This is a genomic window from Rhodoferax sp. AJA081-3 (assembly GCF_017798165.1).
Classification (GTDB): Bacteria; Pseudomonadota; Gammaproteobacteria; order Burkholderiales; family Burkholderiaceae_C; genus Allorhodoferax.
On the sequence record NZ_CP059068.1, the window covers coordinates 3,547,037 to 3,564,345 of the forward strand.

The window sequence follows — 17,309 nt, forward strand, 5'->3', positions numbered from 1 at the left end:
GAAACCCGGGGCGCCAGCACACCCAAAGCCCGTTTGCCCCAAAACGGGTATTACCTTGCGGATTGCGGGGGAAATTCAGTTAAGCTGCACGGCGCCGACCGTATGCCGGGTGTTTGGCCGGGCGCTGTTGTTGGACTGTTGCAAATATTTAGCTGAGGAGTTGCTGCATGCAAACTGGTGTATCTACAGGGACGGCACAGCGCATAGGCGTACCGCGCGAAATTTTCCCGGGTGAAAAACGCGTGGCCACCGTGCCCGAGGTAGTGGAAAAACTCATCAAGCTGGGCTTTGCGGTATCGGTCGAATCCGGTGCCGGTGACCTGGCCAACTGCAGCGACGACAGCTACCGCGCAGCCGGTGCGCAGATTGTGGACAGTGCGGCCGCCTTGTGGGCTGCGTCCGACATCGTATTCAAGGTCCGTGGTCCTAGCACCGACGAAGTGGCGCTGATGCGCTCCGGCAGTACGCTGATCAGCTTTATCTGGCCTGCCCAAAACCCCGAGCTGATGCAGCAACTGGCGGCCAAACAGGTCACGGTGTTGGCCATCGATGCCCTGCCCCGCATGCTCAGCCGCGCCCAGAAGATGGATGCGTTGACTTCCCAGGCCGGCGTGGCCGGCTACCGTGCGGTGATTGAGGCGGCCAACGCCTTTGGCCGCTTTTTCAACGGCCAGATCACCGCCGCGGGCAAGGTTCCGCCCGCCAAGGTCTTCATCGCCGGTGCTGGCGTGGCTGGTTTGGCAGCCATTGGTACGGCGGCAGGCCTGGGTGCCATCGTGCGTGCCAACGACACCCGTGCCGAAGTGGCCGACCAGGTCACGTCACTGGGCGGTGAATTCGTCAAGGTGGATTACGCAGAAGAAGGTGGCGGTGGCGGCGGGTATGCCAAAGTCATGAGTGAAGGCTTTCAGCAGGCGCAGCGCGAGATGTACGCCAAGCAAGCCCGCGAGGTCGACATCATCATCACCACCGCGCTGATCCCGGGCAAACCCGCGCCCAAACTGATCACCGCCGAAATGGTGCAGAGCATGAAGCCCGGCAGCGTGATTGTGGACATGGCGGCCGAGCAGGGTGGCAACTGCGAGCTGACCGAACCCGGCCAAGCGGTGGTCAAACACGGTGTGACCATCGTGGGTTATACCGACCTGGTTTCGCGCCTGGCCAAACAATCGTCCACACTGTATGCCTCTAACCTGTTCCGCTTATCGGAAGAGTTGTGCAAGACCAAGGACGGCATCATCAACGTCAACATGGAAGACGATGCCATCCGCGGCCTGACGGTGGTCAAGGACGGCAGCATCACCTGGCCAGCGCCCGCACCCAAATTGCCGGCTGCCCCTGCGGTGGTTGCCAAACCCGCGGCCACAACCGCTGCCAAGAAAGCACACGGCCATGGCGCGCCGAGCGAGCCCATGGCGGGCCACAAGCTGGCCATCATGTTTGGTGTGTCGGCCGCGTTGTTCTGGTTCGTGGGTGCCCACGCACCGGCGGCCTTTTTGGGTCACTTCACGGTGTTTGTGCTGGCCTGTTTTGTGGGCTACATGGTGGTGTGGAACGTCAAGCCGGCGCTACACACCCCGCTGATGAGTGTGACCAATGCCATCAGCAGCATCATTGCCATTGGCGCCCTGGTGCAGATTGCACCACCACTGGCACCCACGGTTGCCGAGGTCGCCAACCGCCCCGAGGACTGGATCCGCGGCCTGGCCGCCGTGGGCATTGTGCTCACTGCCATCAATATGTTTGGTGGTTTTGCCGTGACCCAGCGCATGCTGGCCATGTTCCGCAAATAAACACAATAAGAAGAAGGAAGCACACCCATGTCTACCAGTCTGGCCACGGTCGCCTATATCGGCGCCACCATTCTTTTCATCCTGAGTCTGGGCGGTTTGTCCAACCAGGAAACCGCCCGCCGCGGCAACCTCTACGGCATGATCGGCATGGCCATCGCCGTGCTGGCCACGGTATTTGGCCCGCAGGTCACCAGCGCGGGGTATGTCTGGATCATCGGCGCCATGGTGGTTGGTGGGGCCATTGGCCTGTATGCCGCACGCACCGTGCAGATGACCCAAATGCCCGAACTGGTCGCGCTGATGCACAGCATGGTCGGTCTGGCCGCCATGTTGGTGGGGTATGCCACCTTTATTGACCCCCAGGCCTCGGCCGGGTTCACGGGCGCGGCCAAGGCCATCCATGAGATGGAAATCTACATCGGTATCTTCATTGGTGCGGTCACGTTCTCCGGTTCCATCATTGCGTTTGGCAAGCTGTCGGGCCGTATCGGCGGCAGCCCCCTGTTGCTGCCGGGGCGCCACTGGTTGAATCTGACCGGTCTGTTGGTCGTGATCTGGTTCGCCCGCGCCTTCCTGAACGCCCACTCCATTGAAGAGGCCATGGTGCCCATCATCGTGATGACCGTGGTGGCGCTGCTGTTTGGTATCCACATGGTCATGGCCATTGGTGGTGCCGACATGCCGGTGGTGGTGTCCATGCTCAACAGCTACTCTGGCTGGGCTGCGGCCGCTACCGGTTTTATGCTGTCCAACGACTTGTTAATCGTTATCGGTGCATTGGTGGGCTCCAGCGGCGCCATCCTGTCCTACATCATGTGCAATGCGATGAACCGTAGCTTTATCAGTGTGATTGCCGGTGGATTTGGCACCACCGCAGCGGCGCCCAAGCCCACTGGGGATGCGGCACAACCGGCAGGTGAAGTCACGCCCGTGAATGCCACCGAAACCGCCGAACTGCTGCGCGAAGCCAAAAACGTCATCATCGTGCCCGGCTACGGCATGGCGGTTGCGCAGGCCCAGCACACAGTGTTTGAAATCACCAAGTTCCTGCGGGAGAAAGGCGTCAATGTGCGCTTCGGCATCCACCCGGTTGCGGGTCGTATGCCAGGCCATATGAACGTGCTGTTGGCCGAGGCCAAGGTGCCCTACGACATCGTGTTCGAAATGGACGAGCTGAACGACGACTTCCCCACCACCGATGTGACCATGGTCATCGGCGCCAACGACATCGTCAACCCTGCCGCGCAGGACGACCCCACCAGCCCCATCGCCGGCATGCCGGTGCTGGAAGTCTGGAAGGCCAAGACTTCCATCGTCATGAAACGCAGCATGGCCTCGGGTTATGCCGGGGTGGACAACCCGCTGTTCTACAAAGACAACAACCGCATGCTGTTTGGTGATGCCAAGAAGATGCTGGATGAGGTGTTGACGGCACTCAGAGGCTAGGGAAAACACCAAGACAGTCTCAGGCGCCGACCCTGGACATTCACAGGAAAATATCGGGCTACAACTCAGTTGGGAACGCAAGCATGACAGACCGCATTTGGCTCAATAGTTACCCCAAGGGCGTGCCCGCCGACATCAATGTGGCGGCCTACACCTCGTTGGTGGCCTTGATGGAAGAAAGCTTCCAGAAATACGCCGACCGGGTGGCCTATAACTTCATGGGCAAGGATGTCACCTATGGCCAGACGGACCGATTCAGCCAGGCGTTTGCGGCCTATCTGCAGTCGCTGGGGCTGACCAAGGGCGACCGTGTCGCCATCATGATGCCGAATGTGCCCCAATACCCCGTAGCCGTGGCCGGCATTCTGCGCGCCGGTTTTGTAGTGGTGAATGTCAGCCCGCTGTACACGCCGCGTGAGTTGCAACACCAGCTGAAGGACTCGGGCGCCAAGGCCATTGTCATCATCGAGAACTTTGCCACCACGCTGGAAAAGTGCATCGCATCCACACCCGTCAAACATGTGGTGCTGTGTGCCATGGGTGACCAGTTGGGTCTGCTCAAAGGCACACTCGTTAACTATGTGGTGCGCAATGTCAAAAAGATGGTGCCCGCTTTCAGCCTGCCCGGCGCCGTGCGTTTTAATGCGGCCATCGCTCTGGGCAACAAGGCGTCGTTCAAAAAACCGGACACCAAGGCCGACGATGTGGCGGTGCTGCAGTACACGGGCGGCACCACCGGTGTCTCCAAAGGTGCAGTGCTCCTGCACCGCAACGTGATTGCCAATGTGTTGCAGTCCGAGATCTGGAACAGTCCGGCCATGGGCACGATCCCGGCTGGTGTGCAACCCACCGGCGTATGTGCCTTGCCGCTGTACCATATCTTCGCGTTCACGGTGGGCATGATGCTGTCCATGCGCCAGGGCGGCAAGCTGATCCTGATCCCCAATCCGCGTGACATTCCCGCGGTGATCAAAGAGCTGCGCAACCATGTGATCCATACCTTCCCGGCGGTGAACACCCTGTTCAACGGGTTGGCCAACCACCCCGATTTCAATACGGTGGACTGGAGCAACCTCAAGGTGTCCGTGGGCGGCGGTACGGCCGTGCAGAGTGGTGTGGCCAAGCTGTGGTTCGAGAAGACCGGCTGCCCCATTTGTGAAGGTTACGGTTTGAGCGAAACCTCGCCGTCCGCCAGTTGCAATGTGGTGACGGCCAAGGAATACACCGGCACGATTGGTGTGCCCTTGCCCAATACCTACATGAAGTTGCTGGACGATGATGGCAATGAAGTGGTGGCCGGTGAGCCGGGCGAGATCGCCATCAAGGGGCCACAGGTGATGGCCGGGTATTGGCAGCGGCCGGACGAAACCGCCAAGGTCATGACCGCCGATGGTTACTTCAAGACCGGCGATGTGGGTGTGGTCGATGCACGCGGCTTCTTCAAGATTGTGGACCGCAAGAAGGACATGATCCTGGTCAGCGGCTTCAACGTGTTCCCCACCGAGTTGGAAGACGTGGTGGCCCAGATGCCCGGCATCATGGAATGTGCCTGCGTGGGTGTGGCGGATGCCAAGACGGGTGAAGCCGTCAAGCTGGTCATTGTCAAGAAAGACCCCAACGTCACCGAAGCCGACGTGCGTGCCTTCTGCAAGGAAAACCTCACCGGTTACAAACAACCCAAGGTGGTAGAGTTCCGTGGCGAGTTGCCCAAAACACCGGTTGGCAAAATCCTGCGCCGCGAATTGCGCGACAAGTAAACCACTGCGTGGTGCAAAAAAACAAGCGGCCCGCGGGCCGCTTTGTTATTTGCGGGCTACTACTTGAGCCAGCCGCGCTTGCGGAAGTACCACATGGGCACCAGTGCACTGGCCACCATGAGCCCCAGGGCATAGGGGTAGCCCAGTGTCCAATCCAACTCGGGCATGAACTTGAAGTTCATGCCGTACAGGCTGGCAATCAGCGTTGGCGGTAACAGCGCCACACTGGCCACCGAGAAGATCTTGATGATCTTGTTCTGGTTGATGTTGATGAAACCGACGGTGGCGTCCATCAAGAAGTTGATCTTGTCGAACAGGAAAGCCGTGTGGGAATCCAGCGAGTCGATGTCGCGCAGGATCTGGCGCGCCTCTTCAAACTGCTCACCATTGAGCATCTTGCTGCGCATCATGAAGCTGACCGCGCGGCGGGTGTCCATCACGTTGCGGCGGATGCGGCCATTCATGTCTTCGTGGCGGGCAATGGCGCCCAGCACCTCGCCGGCCAGTGCATCGGTCACGTCGCCAGACAAGACCTTGGTGCTGACCTTTTCCAGCTCGTCGTAAATGCCTTCCAGCGTGTCGGCGGAGTATTCTGCGTCGGCATCGAACAGCTTGAGCAAAACCTCTTTGGCATCTTCAATCAGCCCCGGTGCGCGGCGGGCGCGCATGCGCAGCAGCCGGAACACCGGCACGTCTTCATCGTGGATGGAGAAGAGCACACCCTTGCTTTTGAGCTCGTCGTTGACCTGGTTCAGAATAAAGGCCACACGTACCGTGCGTGGCTCGTCGTCGTCGGCGATCAAGAAGTCGCTGCGGATATGCAGCTCGCCGTTGTCTTCTTCGTAAAAGCGCGCGGATTCTTCGATGTCTTCGTCCATCGCATCTTCGGGGATGGACAGGCCGTAGTACTGTTTGACCCAGCGTTTTTCTTCTACGGTGGGGGATTCGAGGTCAACCCAGATGGGCTGGAACTGGGAGAGCTCTTCCAGCGACTCGATTTCTTCCTGAAAGAGCCGTCCGTTGGCGAGCGTGAAAATATTGAGCATGGCGATTCAATCGGGGTCAGATTCCTGCTGTCCGACACGGACAACGGAGCGTCGCTGCTGCTTTCGCGCAATTGGAATCTGACCCCAATTAAGCGTGAAAGCTACCGACAAGGGTAGTTTTCCAAGGAATGCTCTCCAAAAGTGCTGATTCTCAAATTATCGCACCGCATTAGTGGGCAATAGACAGACAAAAGCCGGAGTTTGTGCGGGGTCATTGTGTTGCACAGCGTTACCAAAAAAAGGCATTGCATTTCCCCCATTTCGGGCGCATAGTGATTTGACGGCAATCAATTTAGACCATTTTGGTAGTCGTACTTACCGCGCCAAACATTGGAACGCAGCGGCAAGGTTTTTAACCCGAGAGCAACTGGAGGCTATTTATGAATTTGACGATCAGCGGTCACCATCTTGAAGTTACCCCGGCACTGCGCAGTTACGTTACGACCAAGCTCGATCGAATCATGCGACATTTTGACCAGGTGGTCGATGTCAAGGTACTTCTAACCGTTGAGAAGCAAAAGGAAAAGGAACGACGGCAGCGTGCCGAGTGCAACATCCACGTCAAGGGCAACGACATGTTTGCCGAAAGCTCGCATGAGGACCTCTATGCGGCAGTGGATGACTTGGTTGACAAGCTGGACCGTCAGGTCGTGCGGCACAAAGACCGTCTGCAGGACCACCACCACCAAGCGCCCAAACGCTTGATGTAATACCGGCACTGGTATTGCGTACTAGAGCAGCCGCCCTTCATGGGGCGGCTTTTTTGTGCATAATCGCCCCACACCATGAACCGACTAGCCAGTATCCTGTCACCTGAGCAAGTGCTCGCGCACGTTGAAGTGACCAGCAAAAAGCGCGCTTTTGAAGAAGCTGGCCTGTTGTTTGAAAATCTGCATGGCCTGAGCCGTGCCTTGGTGACCGACAGCCTGTTTTCGCGCGAACGCCTAGGCTCCACCGGTCTAGGTCATGGTGTCGCCATTCCCCACGGACGTATCAAAGGGCTCAAGGCCCCCATGGCTGCTGTGTTCCAGCTGGCGAACCCCATCGGTTTTGATGCGCCTGACGATGTGGTGGTCGGGCTGCTGATATTTTTGCTGGTGCCCGAAGCGGCAACCCAAAAACACCTGGAAATCCTGTCTGAAATCGCCGAGTTGCTGAGCGACTCCGAATTGCGCGAGCGCATGCTGGCCACCTCCGACGCTGCACAGCTGCATTCCATGATTGCTGGCTGGCAGTCTGCCCAAGTGGCCTGAGCCAGGCACACGGCGCCCTAACTTTCCGTGAAACCCACTGTAGTCAGCGCCGACGTACTCTTTGAAGAGTTTCGCGGCCGCCTGCACTGGGAATGGGTCGCGGGCTTGGGGGCTTCCGAGCGCCGATTTGACGAAGTGGCGGTTCGTGCCGCACGCTCGGGCGCTGATCTGGTTGGCTACCTGAATTACATCCACCCCTACCGCGTTCAAATTCTGGGCGAACGCGAAATTGCGTACATCACCAATGCCACGCCCGAGGATTGCGCCCGCCGCATCTCCCGCATCGTGACACTGGAGCCGCCGGTGCTGGTCTTGGCCGATGGGCAAATCGCGCCCCAGGCCTTGTTGTCCATGTGTGAGCGGGCACAGATACCGATGTTTGCGACCGAGGAATCGTCGGCGTTTGTCATCGACGTCTTGCGGGCCTATCTCTCCAAACACTTTGCCGACCGTTCCTCGATGCACGGCGTGTTCATGGATATTCTGGGTCTTGGGGTGCTGATTACCGGTGAATCCGGCCTGGGCAAAAGCGAACTGGGCCTGGAGTTGATTTCTCGCGGAAACGGCCTGGTGGCCGATGATGCCGTGGACCTGTACCGCATCAACCAGACAACGATTGAAGGGCGCTGCCCCGAGCTGTTGCAAAACCTGTTGGAGGTGCGCGGCATTGGCCTGTTGGACATCCGCGGCATCTTTGGCGAAACCGCAGTGCGCCGCAAAATGCGGCTCAAACTGATCGTGCACCTGGTGCGCCGCGAAACCCTGGAGCGCGAGTACGAGCGTATCCCCTACGAGCCCCTGACCCAGGACATCCTGGGCATTCCGGTGCGCAAGGTGGTGATCCAGGTGGTGGCGGGCCGCAATATTGCGGTTCTGGTGGAGGCCGCTGTGCGCAACACCATTCTGCAATTGCGTGGTATCGACACCTACCAGGAATTTGTAGAGCGCCACCGCAAGGCGATGTCGCAGGGCGAATAAACGGTCTGGGTTGTCGCAAACGCCTCAGTTAGCGCTGCCGCCGCGCTGTTTTTCCCGGTCGGTGCGGTTGGGGCACTTGTCCTTGGTGCAGGTGGCATACAGGCTCAGCGCGTGGTCCGAAATGGAGAACCCCTTGGCCTTGGCAACCGCGTGTTGGCGTTTCTCGATTTCTGCGTCGTAAAACTCTTCCACCTTGCCGCAGTCCAGGCACACCAGGTGGTCGTGGTGCTGGCCTTCGTTGAGTTCGTACACCGCCTTGCCACTTTCGAAATGGCTGCGGCTCAGGATGCTGGCCTGCTCGAACTGGGTCAACACCCGGTAGACCGTGGCCAGACCCACGTCTGACCGTTCCTGCAACAGGACGCGAAATACATCTTCCGCTGTCAGGTGGCGTTCGGCGCTGCGCTGGAACACTTCCAGTATTTTCAGGCGCGGAATGGTGGCCTTCAGGCCTGTGTTTTTCAGTTCGTCAATATTGGTCATGGGCATCTCTCCGCCGGGGGTAAGCGAGGGGGCGGCGGCGCTCAACCGCTACAATCCTGCGATCATATCTCGCGTAACCACCCATGTCTGACATCCCTTGCCGTAGCCTCAATCTGACCCTGGTCGCCCTGGTGTTTGCGGGCCTTGCGGGCTGCAGCAGCTTGAATGGTGCCAGCGCACGCATTGCTGGCATCGTGTCGCCCTACAAGATGGACATCGTGCAGGGCAATGTAGTGACCAAGGAACAGCTGGCCCAGCTCAAGCCCGGCATGCAACGCGCCCAAGTGCGCGACATCCTGGGTACTGCCTTGTTGGTCAGTGTTTTCCATGCCGACCGTTGGGACTATGTATTCACCCTCAAGCAGCAGGGTGCGGTGCCCCAGTCACGCAAGGTCACCGTGTTTTTCAAGAACGATCTGGTGGAGCGCACCGAGGCCGATGCACTGCCCAGCGAGGCTGAATTTGTCGCCACACTCAAGTCGCCGTCTTTGCCCAATTCCGTGCCGAGCCTGCAAGCCTCGGAAGAAAGCCTGAGCAAGTACCCACCACCGAGCAGGCCTGCTGCTGCCACCGCAACTGTCGTGGCCGCTCCGAGCGATTACCCGCCGCTTGAGGCTACACGCCCCTAGTTTTGCAGCAGAAAGAACCGTGACATGACCCACAAGATTGCTGTGGCGGGCGCATCAGGCCGTATGGGTCAGATGTTGATCGATGCCATCCGTGCCGCAGACGACTGCAGCCTAGCCGGAGCCCTGGACATGGCGGGTAGCCCTTCGGTGGGCCAGGATGCAGGGGCCATGTCTGGCAAGCCCATGGGTGTATTGGTCACGGCGGACCTGCGCGCTGGCCTGCAGCCCAGCGATGTACTGATCGACTTCACCCGGCCCGAAGGCACACTGGCCCATCTCAAGGTCTGCCGCGAATTGGGAGTGGCCGCCGTCATTGGTACTACCGGCTTTACCGACGCGCAAAAGGCAGAGATCGCCACCATCGCCCAAGACATTGCCATCGTCATGGCGCCCAATATGAGCGTGGGTGTCAACGTCACCCTCAAGCTGCTGGAGATGGCTGCCAAGGCGCTGTCCACCGGTTACGACATCGAGATCGTCGAAGCCCACCACCGCCACAAGGTGGATGCACCTTCTGGCACGGCCCTGAAAATGGGCGAGGTGATTGCCGACGCGCTGGGCCGTGACTTAAAAGACTGCGCTGTCTACGCCCGTGAAGGTGTGACCGGTGAGCGCGACCCGTCCTCCATCGGTTTTGCCACCATACGCGGCGGTGACATCGTGGGTGACCACACGGTGCTGTTTGCCGGCATTGGTGAACGCATCGAGATCAGCCACAAGTCCTCCAGCCGGGCGACCTATGCCCAGGGCAGTCTGCGCGCGGTGCGTTTTCTGGCGGGCAAGAAGTCCGGGCTGTTTGACATGTTTGACGTGCTGAGCCTGCGGTGAACGCCTTCGACCTGCTGCGCCAGGGCGACGCCGTCAGCAAAGGTGTGGCGCTGGCGTTGCTGGTGATGTCGGTGGGCAGTTGGGTCGTGATTTTGTGGAAAGCCTGGTTGTTGCTGCGCGCCCACCGCGACGTGGCCCGCAGCACGGCCGCCTTTTGGCAAGCGCCCTCGCTGGCAGAGGGACTGCGGTCCGTGCAGCTGTTTGACCGCGAAGTCCTGGTTGCACCGCTGGTTCAGGCCAGCCAGGTGCAAACCACGGGCACGTTGGCTGGTGCGGGCGACAAGTCCCAACAACTCACCCGCCTGTTGCGCGATGCCTTGCACGCCGTCCTGCTCAAGCTGCAGGCTGGTCAGGTACTGCTGGCCACCGTGGGTTCCACCGCGCCCTTTGTGGGTCTGCTGGGCACGGTTTGGGGCATCTACCATGCGCTGATGGGTATCTCGGGTGCAGGCCAGGTCAGCATAGACAAGATATCCGGCCCCGTGGGTGAAGCTTTGATCATGACCGCGGCCGGCCTTGCCGTGGCTATTCCCGCCGTTCTGGGTTACAACATCCTGGGACGCTACATCGGTCGTATTGAGGCCGATCTGGAAGGTTTTGCTCGCGATCTGCGCGAGTTGTTGATTACGCAGAGGGCACAGTGAGTTTCGGCCGCCTGGAGCGCACCGCCGCTCCCCAGCCTATGAGCGAGATCAACATGACGCCACTGGTGGACGTGATGCTTGTACTGGTGGTCATCTTCATCATCACTGCTCCCCTGTTGGTCAGTGCAGTCAAGGTGGACCTGCCCAAGTCTGCAGGTGCCGCCACGCTGGAGGCTCCCAAGTTCATTGCGCTGACGGTGGACAAGACGGGCCAGGTCTTTGTCGATGACAAACCCCTTGACGCCCGGGCCGTGGCCGCTGCACTGCGCCAAGCCGGTGAACGCAACCCTGACACCGAAGTGCGTTTGCGCGCCGACACCGCCGTACCCTATGGTCGAGTGGTCGAGCTGATGGGTCAGGCCCACCTTGCAGGTCTGCACCGCATCGGTTTCGTGACAGACACAGCCGCCGCAAGGCGTTAGGGTTGCTCCCCTGTGGGGGGCATCTACCCAGTACGCCTAAAATCCCCTCAGGCACTCCATCTGGCGACGCTAGGTCGCCCCTTCACCCATGCAAGACAAATACCAACACCTGGACATCGAAAAAGCGGCGCACGCACACTGGGCACAACCCCTGTGGAATGGGCAGAACGCCTACCGCGTGACCGAAGACGCGCGGGATGCGCAAGGCAACCTGAAGAAGAAGTTCTACGCCTGCTCCATGCTGCCTTACCCCAGCGGCAAGCTGCACATGGGCCATGTGCGCAACTACACGATCAACGACATGCTGGCGCGTTACTTGCGCATGAACGGCCACAACGTGTTGATGCCCATGGGTTGGGACGCCTTTGGCCTGCCCGCCGAAAACGCCGCGTTGAAGAACAAGGTGCCACCTGCGCAATGGACGTACGACAACATCGCCTACATGAAGGGCCAGATGCAGGCCATGGGCCTGGCCATTGACTGGAGCCGCGAGGTTGCCACCTGTGACCCGTCGTACTACAAGTGGAACCAGTGGCTGTTTTTGAAGATGCTGGAAAAAGGCATTGCCTACCGCAAGACGCAGGTCGTCAACTGGGACCCGGTGGACCAGACTGTGCTCGCCAACGAACAGGTTATTGACGGCAAGGGCTGGCGCACTGGCGCCACGGTCGAGAAGCGTGAGATCCCTGGTTATTACCTCAAGATCACCGACTACGCCCAGGAACTGCTGGAGCAGGTGCAGACCGGCCTGCCGGGCTGGCCCGAGCGTGTCAAGCTGATGCAGGAAAACTGGATCGGCAAATCCAGCGGCGTGCGTTTTGCATTCACCCATGACATCAAGGGTGAAGACGGCGCGCTGATTGGTGATGGCCGCATGTATGTGTTCACCACCCGCGCCGACACCATCATGGGGGTGACCTTTTGTGCTGTGGCGCCAGAGCATCCATTGGCCCAACATGCTGCCAAGTCCAACCTGCGCCTGGCAGCTTTCATCGAAGAGTGCAAGGCCGGCGGCACCACCGAGGCCGAAATGGCCGTCAAGGAAAAACTGGGCATGCCCACGGGCCTGCAAGTCACCCACCCGCTGACCGGTGACGCCATCGACGTATGGGTCGGCAACTATGTGCTGATGGGGTATGGCGATGGTGCCGTCATGGGTGTGCCCGCCCACGATGAGCGCGACTTTGCCTTTGCCAAAAAGTACAACCTCCGCATTGACGATGTGGTGCACATCGATGGCTTGACCTACGACCACGACCAATGGCAAGACTGGTATGCGGACAAGCAGCGTGGCGTCACCGTCAACTCGGACGTCTTCAGTGGCATGTCGTATACGGATGCCGTGGATGCCGTGGCTGCGGCTTTGCAGGCCAAAGGCATGGGCGAGAAAAAAACCACCTGGCGCTTGCGCGACTGGGGCGTCAGCCGCCAGCGGTACTGGGGCACACCCATCCCCATCATCCACTGTGCCGAGCACGGCGCGGTGCCGGTGCCCGAGAAGGATCTGCCCGTCGTGCTGCCGCAGGATTGTGTGCCCGATGGCTCTGGCAACCCGCTGCACAAACACGAAGGTTTTCACGCCGGTGTGGTGTGCCCGGTATGTGGCAAGGCCGCGCGGCGCGAGACCGACACCATGGACACCTTTGTCGATAGCTCGTGGTACTACATGCGTTACTGCGACCCGACGAATATCGACGCCATGGTCAGCGGCGGTGCCGCCTATTGGATGCGCGACCAGCAACTCGCCAAGGGTGGCAGCGGCATGGACCAGTACATCGGCGGTATCGAACACGCCATCCTGCACCTGCTGTACGCGCGCTTCTGGACCAAGGTCATGCGTGACTTGGGCCTGGTAACCGTGGATGAGCCGTTTACCAAACTGCTGTGCCAGGGCATGGTGCTGAACCACATCTACTCCCGCCGCACCGAAAAGGGTGGCAAGGAGTATTTCTGGCCGCAGGACGTGGAGCATGTGTTTGACGATGCGGGCAAGATCAACGGTGCCAAGCTGATCAAGGCCGTGGACAGTGCGGACGGTCTGCTGCCGGTGGGCACGCCCATTGATTACGAAGGCGTGGGCACCATGTCCAAGTCCAAGAACAACGGTGTGGACCCGCAAGAGCTGATCGGGAAATACGGCGCCGACACCGCACGCATTTACACCATGTTCACCGCGCCGCCCGAGGCCACGCTGGAGTGGAACGATGCGGCGGTGGAGGGCAGCTACCGCTTCCTGCGCCGGGTCTGGAACTTTGGTTTCAAGCTGTCTGCTATGGATATTGAAGCTACCCAGGTCCAGTTGACGGGGGCTGGCGGCATAAATGGCTTAAGCTTTAGCAAGGAAGCCAAGGTGCTGCGGCGCGAGATGCACACGGTGCTCAAGCAGGTGGACTACGACTACCAGCGGATGCAGTACAACACCGTGGTGTCTGGCGCCATGAAGATGATCAATGCCCTGGAAGACTTCAAGGCTGTGGAGTCCGAAGGTGGTTTGGCCGCGGTGCTGGAAGGTTTCTCGCTGCTGCTGCGTGTCCTCTACCCGGCCACGCCCCACATTGCCCACGCCTTGTGGAGCGAGCTGGGGTATGCCAAGGGCAGCGGCGACCTGCTGGACGCACCCTGGCCACAGGTGGACCCTGCTGCCTTGGTGCAGGACGAGATTGAACTGATGCTGCAGGTCAACGGCAAGCTGCGCGGCTCGGTGATGGTGCCCTCGGGTGCGTCCAAGGACGAGATCGAGGCGCTGACACTGGCCAACGAGACGTTTGTCAACTTCGCTGCGGGTGCACCCATCAAACGCGTCATCATTGTGCCGGGGCGTCTGGTCAATGTGGTCCTCTAAACCGCAGCCCATGCTCCGCCGTCGCACTGCCATCGCCGCCATGGCCGCGGCCGCTCTGGCGGGCTGCGGCTTCAAGTTGCGCAGCAGCCAGACCTTTGCCTTCCAGACCTTGGCAGTCACGCCGGAGCGCAACGGCTTGGTAGCCGCTGACTTGATCCGGTATTTTGGCAAGGCCATCGTGCCCTTGGCGCCGGTGCGGGGCGTTGAGGCGCCGCAGGTCATCGTGGACATTTTGCAAGAGGTGCGTGACAAAAATGTGGTGGGTGTCAACGCCTCGGGCCAGGTGCGCGAGTTCCAGTTGCGCCTGCGCCTGCTGTTCCGTGTGCGCCTGCCGGATGGGCGCGAGCTGATTGGTCCGACCGAAATCTCGCAGCAGCGCGACATCAGCTTCAACGAATCCGCCGTGTTGGCCAAGGAGGCCGAAGAGGTACTGCTGTTCCGCGACATGCAGAACGACATCCTGCAGCAGCTGTTGCGGCGCCTGGCGGCGATCAAATCACTCGACGCACCCTGATGGACCTTCGCCTGGCACTGTACGAACTCGCGGCCCGCCACAGGCTGGATGCCACGGGTTCGCACAAGCTGGCCCAGCTAGCCGGGCTCAACCGCGAGCCCGCACAACTTGCCTACTGGTTGCCACGCGGCGTGGCCGTGCTGGCGGCGGCCCTGGGCGGTTTTGGAGTCATCCTGTGGGTAGCAGCCAACTGGGAGACGCTAGGGCGCTACGGTCGGTTTGGGCTGCTGCAGGCGCTGTTTCTGGTGATGTGTGGCGGTGCCCTGGTCAAGCCCAGTGCACGCGCGCCCTTGGGACTGATGGCACTGCTCACCATTGGTGGCCTGTTTGCGTATTTTGGGCAGACCTACCAGACAGGTGCTGACCCCTGGCAGCTATTTGCCGTATGGGCGGTGCTGGCTCTGCCGCTGTGTTTCAGCGTGCGCAGCGATGTGTTGTGGACACCCTGGGCGTTGATCGTCAGCACTGGTATCTCGCTGTGGGTGCATGCGCACACCGCCCACGACTGGCGTGTGGAGCCCCAAGACCTGCACATCTATGCCGTGGCCTGGAGTGCCGCGCTGGGTTTGACGCTGGCCCTGAGCCCGGTTTTTAAACGCTGGAGCGGCAGTGGTCTCTGGGCTATGCGCACGGCGGTTACCTTGGCTACGCTGATGGTCTCCACGACGTCACTGGGCGCTCTTTTTTCCAACAAGATGGTTCTGTTGTACGGCCTGGGCCTGGGCTTGTTGGCGGGCACCGCGTTTGCTCTGGCAAGCCGAAAACTGTTCGATATTTTTTGTTTGAGTGCAGTGGGCCTGGGGCTCAACGTGTTGCTGATTTTTGGTCTGGGCAAAGTGCTGTTCCACGACACGCGTGGCGACTTCTGGATGGGTGCCATGCTGCTGTTGGGCCTGGCGGCGGCGGGCTTGTTGGCTGGCACCGTGGGTGTGTTATTGCGGCTGTCGCGTCGCGATGCCGCGCAAGGTGGCGGCGTATGAGTGCCGACCGTTTGGACCATGTTCTGCGGGCTGCGAGTGCTGCCGGTGTTTTGCCCGCCGAAGCCCATCGCCCCGAACAGGACCACCGGCCTTGGCCCGTGGTTTTGCTGACGGCTTTGGGTGCATGGCTGGCCGCAGTGCCCTTGTTGATTTTCGTTGGCTTGATGGTGGGAGAAGCGGCACTGCGTGGCACGGGGACCTATGTGGTGGGTGCTGTGGTACTGGCGGGCGCCGTAGCCCTGTTGCGTGGGCGCACACTGCCCCTGTTTGTGGAGCAACTGGCCGTACCGGCCTTGATGGTAGGCGGCGCACTGTTGGGTTATGCCCTGTTTCGTGATTTGCCCAACCGTGGCGCTGCGGCGGTGTCTGCTGGCCTGGTGGGTGCTGTGGTGTGGGCAGTGTCCAAGCCCTGGCTGCGGGCTTTGCTGGGGGCGGGCGCCGCGGGTCTGGTGGGCTTGGCCGTGGCGCCCATCAGCCTGAACGTTTTTGGCCGCTCCGAATGGCCTAGTGTTTGGCTGGCCCTGCATGTGTTGGTGGCCGTGGCATTGGCGGGTGCATGGATACAACGCACGGTGCTCAACGATGGGAGAGGCGCGCGCCTTGCGGCCGCATGGGAATCCTTGTCAGTAGGCTGGTTGTTGGTCACCCTGGCGGGCCTGGCGTTTTGGGCCGGCATGACTTTTCTGGTCGGTGCCAGCCTGGGTGGTGGCGGCCATGTTGCCGGGGAAATTGCGCGTGAACTAGGCCCCAAACACAGCGCAATGCTGGAGAGTCTGCAGACGTTGCGCCTGGCGTCCGTGGCGCTGGCCCTAGCGGGTGCCGCCTGGCTGGCCCATGTGTGGCCCCGGGTGCGCAACACCTGGTGTGCAGCCGTGGCCCTGGTGCTGGTTGGGCTGGCGGGGTTTATGCCGTCGCTGGGCAGCGTTTGGTTGGTACTGGCCTATTGTGTGTCCGCTGGTCGTTGGCGGGTGGCCAGTGCCGCGGGTGTAGCCGCAGCCTGGATCATGGGTGCCTTCTACTACCAGTTGGCCTGGCCGCTGGCCGACAAGGCCTTGCTGCTGGCAGGTGCCGGTGCCGTGTTGGGTGCCCTGGCCTGGTGGGCGGCGCGCACCACACAGGCTTTTCAAGCGCCGCAGACCATCGGGGCGGTCGGCACGCCGGCGTTCAGCAAATCCCAGGCCGGCCTGGCCTTTGCGGCGCTGTTGGTGCTCTTGGTAGCCAATGGCGCCATCTGGCAAAAGGAAAACCTCATATCACGCGGCCAACCGCTGTTTGTGCCGCTGGCGCCGGTGGACCCACGTTCGCTGATGCAGGGCGACTACATGGCGTTGCGTTTCGCCTTCTCCGACACGGTGGGCGTGCCCAACACCGCATTGGCAGCCGGGCAACGCCCTCACGTGGTGGCCACGCGTGATGCGCGTGGCATTGCGACCGTGGTGCGCGTCGATCAGGGCACACCGCTGGCAGCCGATGAATTACGCATTGAACTGGCGCCCAAGAACGGCGACTGGGTGCTGGTCACCGACGCCTGGTTTTTCAAGGAAGGCGAGGCCGACCGCTGGGCCCAGGCCAAATACGGCGAGTTCCGTGTTGGCAAGGATGGCCGGGCCCTGCTGGTCGGTTTGCGTGGCGCGGACCTGAAGGTTTTGTAGCTGGATTGCCGCCGGGCCGTCCCAATGCGCGCAAGACCCCCG

16 protein-coding genes are annotated in these 17,309 nt (G+C 60.7%); 14 read left to right on the top strand and 2 right to left on the bottom strand.

Annotation, left to right across the window (positions count from 1 at the left end):
* Positions 1–167: 167 nt before the first annotated feature.
* The 3 genes from HZ993_RS16585 to HZ993_RS16595 all read left to right on the top strand — a co-directional run bounded on the left by HZ993_RS16585 (position 168) and on the right by HZ993_RS16595 (position 4,996).
* Positions 168–1,793, top strand: a complete 1,626-nt coding sequence (locus HZ993_RS16585) for a Re/Si-specific NAD(P)(+) transhydrogenase subunit alpha (RefSeq protein WP_209393844.1) — start codon at positions 168–170, stop codon at positions 1,791–1,793.
* Between the two features lie 27 nt (positions 1,794–1,820).
* Positions 1,821–3,239 carry a Re/Si-specific NAD(P)(+) transhydrogenase subunit beta gene (pntB, locus tag HZ993_RS16590; protein ID WP_209393845.1) on the top strand — a complete coding sequence of 473 codons (1,419 nt, stop codon included), beginning with the start codon at positions 1,821–1,823 and terminating at the stop codon, positions 3,237–3,239.
* A gap of 83 nt (positions 3,240–3,322) precedes the next feature.
* The gene (locus HZ993_RS16595) at positions 3,323–4,996 is read left to right on the top strand and encodes a long-chain-fatty-acid--CoA ligase (RefSeq protein ID WP_209393846.1); all 1,674 of its coding nucleotides are present in this window, start codon (positions 3,323–3,325) and stop codon (positions 4,994–4,996) included.
* Between the two features lie 59 nt (positions 4,997–5,055).
* On the opposite strand, the gene corA is transcribed toward HZ993_RS16595, so the two are convergent.
* Complete coding sequence (gene corA, locus HZ993_RS16600; RefSeq protein WP_209393847.1) at positions 5,056–6,042, bottom strand: magnesium/cobalt transporter CorA; 987 nt, start codon at positions 6,040–6,042, stop codon at positions 5,056–5,058.
* Positions 6,043–6,422: 380 nt separating this feature from the next.
* Here corA and hpf point away from each other — a divergent pair, with 380 nt between their 5' ends.
* From hpf to hprK, 3 genes are all read left to right on the top strand, one after another.
* Positions 6,423–6,752, top strand: coding sequence for a ribosome hibernation-promoting factor, HPF/YfiA family (gene hpf / locus HZ993_RS16605; protein WP_209393848.1), 330 nt, complete (start codon positions 6,423–6,425; stop codon positions 6,750–6,752).
* Between the two features lie 75 nt (positions 6,753–6,827).
* Positions 6,828–7,295 carry a PTS sugar transporter subunit IIA gene (locus tag HZ993_RS16610; protein WP_209393849.1) on the top strand — a complete coding sequence of 156 codons (468 nt, stop codon included), beginning with the start codon at positions 6,828–6,830 and terminating at the stop codon, positions 7,293–7,295.
* A gap of 27 nt (positions 7,296–7,322) precedes the next feature.
* Positions 7,323–8,273 (top strand): HPr(Ser) kinase/phosphatase, encoded by a 951-nt coding sequence (hprK, locus tag HZ993_RS16615; RefSeq protein WP_209393850.1) that lies wholly within the window; start codon positions 7,323–7,325, stop codon positions 8,271–8,273.
* 24 nt (positions 8,274–8,297) lie between these two features.
* On the opposite strand, the gene fur is transcribed toward hprK, so the two are convergent.
* Positions 8,298–8,756 carry a ferric iron uptake transcriptional regulator gene (fur, locus tag HZ993_RS16620; RefSeq protein WP_209393851.1) on the bottom strand — a complete coding sequence of 153 codons (459 nt, stop codon included), beginning with the start codon at positions 8,754–8,756 and terminating at the stop codon, positions 8,298–8,300.
* A gap of 83 nt (positions 8,757–8,839) precedes the next feature.
* Here fur and HZ993_RS16625 point away from each other — a divergent pair, with 83 nt between their 5' ends.
* The 8 genes from HZ993_RS16625 (at position 8,840) to HZ993_RS16660 (ending at position 17,267) form a co-directional block, all read left to right on the top strand.
* On the top strand, positions 8,840–9,385 hold the full coding sequence (locus HZ993_RS16625; RefSeq protein WP_209393852.1) for an outer membrane protein assembly factor BamE: 546 nt from the start codon (positions 8,840–8,842) through the stop codon (positions 9,383–9,385).
* Positions 9,386–9,409: 24 nt separating this feature from the next.
* On the top strand, positions 9,410–10,213 hold the full coding sequence (dapB, locus tag HZ993_RS16630) for a 4-hydroxy-tetrahydrodipicolinate reductase (RefSeq protein WP_209393853.1): 804 nt from the start codon (positions 9,410–9,412) through the stop codon (positions 10,211–10,213).
* On the top strand, positions 10,210–10,857 hold the full coding sequence (locus tag HZ993_RS16635; protein WP_209393854.1) for a MotA/TolQ/ExbB proton channel family protein: 648 nt from the start codon (positions 10,210–10,212) through the stop codon (positions 10,855–10,857). Before dapB ends, HZ993_RS16635 begins: the two co-directional genes overlap by 4 nt.
* Positions 10,854–11,279, top strand: coding sequence for a biopolymer transporter ExbD (locus tag HZ993_RS16640; RefSeq protein WP_209393855.1), 426 nt, complete (start codon positions 10,854–10,856; stop codon positions 11,277–11,279). The genes HZ993_RS16635 and HZ993_RS16640 overlap by 4 nt, the downstream gene beginning before the upstream one ends.
* Before the next feature lie 88 nt (positions 11,280–11,367).
* Positions 11,368–14,121, top strand: a complete 2,754-nt coding sequence (gene leuS, locus HZ993_RS16645) for a leucine--tRNA ligase (protein ID WP_209393856.1) — start codon at positions 11,368–11,370, stop codon at positions 14,119–14,121.
* 10 nt (positions 14,122–14,131) lie between these two features.
* A complete protein-coding gene (gene lptE, locus HZ993_RS16650) occupies positions 14,132–14,635 on the top strand; it encodes an LPS assembly lipoprotein LptE (protein WP_209393857.1) in 504 nt (167 codons plus the stop codon).
* Complete coding sequence (locus HZ993_RS16655; protein WP_209393858.1) at positions 14,635–15,615, top strand: DUF2157 domain-containing protein; 981 nt, start codon at positions 14,635–14,637, stop codon at positions 15,613–15,615. Before lptE ends, HZ993_RS16655 begins: the two co-directional genes overlap by 1 nt.
* On the top strand, positions 15,612–17,267 hold the full coding sequence (locus HZ993_RS16660) for a GDYXXLXY domain-containing protein (RefSeq protein WP_209393859.1): 1,656 nt from the start codon (positions 15,612–15,614) through the stop codon (positions 17,265–17,267). Before HZ993_RS16655 ends, HZ993_RS16660 begins: the two co-directional genes overlap by 4 nt.
* The last annotated feature ends 42 nt before the right edge of the window (positions 17,268–17,309 follow it).